This window comes from Deinococcota bacterium (assembly GCA_030858465.1).
Lineage (GTDB): Bacteria > Deinococcota > Deinococci > Deinococcales > Trueperaceae > JALZLY01.
The window spans coordinates 1-2143 of record JALZLY010000198.1 but is presented as its reverse complement, the minus strand read 5'-3'; the positions used below and the strand labels follow the sequence as shown (position 1 = coordinate 2143).

General features: G+C 62.5%; 2 protein-coding genes. One reads left to right on the top strand and one right to left on the bottom strand.

The features are described 5' to 3' along the window. On the top strand, window positions 1-1291 hold a 1291-nt coding region (locus M3498_10115), incomplete at its 5' end, for a malto-oligosyltrehalose synthase (GenBank protein ID MDQ3459636.1). A gap of 48 nt (window positions 1292-1339) precedes the next feature. Here M3498_10115 and M3498_10110 read toward each other — a convergent pair. After that, window positions 1340-2143 (bottom strand): glycogen debranching enzyme GlgX (locus tag M3498_10110; protein ID MDQ3459635.1); only part of this gene is annotated, 804 nt, incomplete at its 5' end.

Genomic DNA, 2143 nt, shown 5'->3' with positions numbered 1-2143 from the left:
GGAGGCCGAGGAGGTCATCCGGCACGCGGTCTACGAGGCGAGGCGGCGCAACCCCATCACCGAGCCCACCGTCTTTGAGTTTATCTCCAAGGTGCTTTTGGGTGAGGTGAAAGAGGACCTCCAAGAGGCGAGAGAGGCCTGGGTAGGGCGGTTTCAGCAGTACACCGCGCCGTTAGCGGCCAAGGGCGTCGAGGACACCACCTTTTACCGTTATCTGCGGCTCGCCGCTTTAAACGAGGTCGGCGGCGAGCCGGACCATTTCGGCGTGACCCCGCAGGCCTTTCACGCCCACGCCCGCTTCCGGGCGCACCGCTACCCGCACAACCTCCTCGCCACCGCCACGCACGACCACAAGCGCGGCGAGGACACGCGCATGCGCATGATCGTCCTCGCCGAACGCCACGAGGCCTGGCAAGAAACGCTCGACAAACTCTCCGCAAGGGCCCGCCAACAGCCCTTAGAGCGGCTGCCCGCCGACGGCGACGTCTACCTCTTTTATCAGGTGCTGGTAGCGCTCTTTGCGGGCGCGGAGCGCGACGGCCTCAAGGAACGCTTGAGCGATTACATGCAAAAGGCAGCCCGTGAGGCTAAGGAGCAAACGAGCTGGCTCAACCCCGACAGCGACTACGAAGCGGCGCTCGAGCGCTTTATCGCCAGCACCCTTGACGACCCTGAATTAGCGGCCACCATCGGGCCGCTCGCCCGTGAGCTGGCCCGCTACGGCTTTAGAAACAGCTTAAGCCAGCTCGTCCTCAAGCTGACCTCGCCGGGCGTGCCCGACCTCTATCAGGGAACCGAGCTTTTGGATCTTTCCCTCGTCGACCCCGACAACCGGCGCCCGGTCGACTTTAAGGAGCGCGCGGAGCTTCTTGAAGACTTTGAACCTCTCCTCACCTCCCCGGACGCGGAGGCGCTAGGGGCGATGCTCGAGGCTGAAGAGGAGAGGCTCAAGCTTTACCTCACCGCCAGACTTTTGCGGTTTAGAAAGGTTCACCAGGAACTCTTCGAGGGTGGCTATCAGGCTTTAGAGCCCCAAGGCCCGGCCGCAGCTCACTTTTTAGCCTATCTGCGCGACGCCGAAGAGGCCAGCCTGCTCGTCGTGGTGACGCGCTTTCCCGCCGTTTTGGAGGGTTTGGACGCTCAGGGGCAAGGGGGCACCCGCTTGCCCCTGCCCGACAGGTTGCAGGGTTCAGACTGGACGGACGTTCTCACCGGGCAGACCGTCAGCGCCGACGAGGCGCTCGACCTCGCCGACCTTCCACTGCCCTGGCTGGTGCTCGTGCGCGGGTAGGGGCGCACAGCCGGGTCGCCCCCCTTAAAATACCCACCAGGTCGCCCATTAAAACAGCCGTGCTGGCTCGGGCTTGGCGGCGGCGGCGCAGTAGACCGTGACCAGCCGTGGCTTTAAGCTGACCACGCTGCCCGGCTCGCTCAGCGGCTGGCGCCTGATCTGGTCCGGCGCGGTAATCCAGAGCTTTTCCCAGGTTTCCCCGTGCGGGGTCGGCGGCAGCGTAAAGCGGCTCGTCTTCTGGCCGCTAAAGAGCACCAAAAAGGTGTCGTCGGTGAGTGGCCGGCCGAGCGCATCGGTCTCCTTCAAAGAGTCGCCGTAAAGCAGCATGCCAAAGGCGGGAAGCTCGGGGTTGGTCCAGTCCTCGGGCGTCATCTCATGACCGCGGGCGTGCCACCAGGAGACGTCCTTGTAGTCGCCTTCACCGCCTTCGCCCGTTAAAAAGTTGCGCCGCCGGAAGCTGGGGTGGGCCTTTCTAAAGGCGATAATTTGCTTCATAAACGACAAAAAAGCCTCTTTGCGCGCGTCGAGGTCCCAGTCGTACCAGTTGAGGTCGTTGTCTTGAGCATAGGTGTTGTTGTTGCCCCGTTGCGTTTTGGAGAGTTCGTCGCCGCCTAAGAGCATGGGCACGCCCTGCGACAAAAAGAGCGTGGCCATGAGCCCGCGCTTTAAGGTTTCCCGGCACAACAAGATGTCGTGATCCTCGCTCGCACCTTCGACACCACAGTTGACGCTGTGGTTGTTGCTCTCGCCGTCGCGGTTGTCCTCTAGGTTGGCTTCGTTGTGCTTTTCCTCGTAGGAGACCAGGTCCTCTAAGGTAAAGCCGTCATGGGCGGTAATAAAGTTGATCGAGGC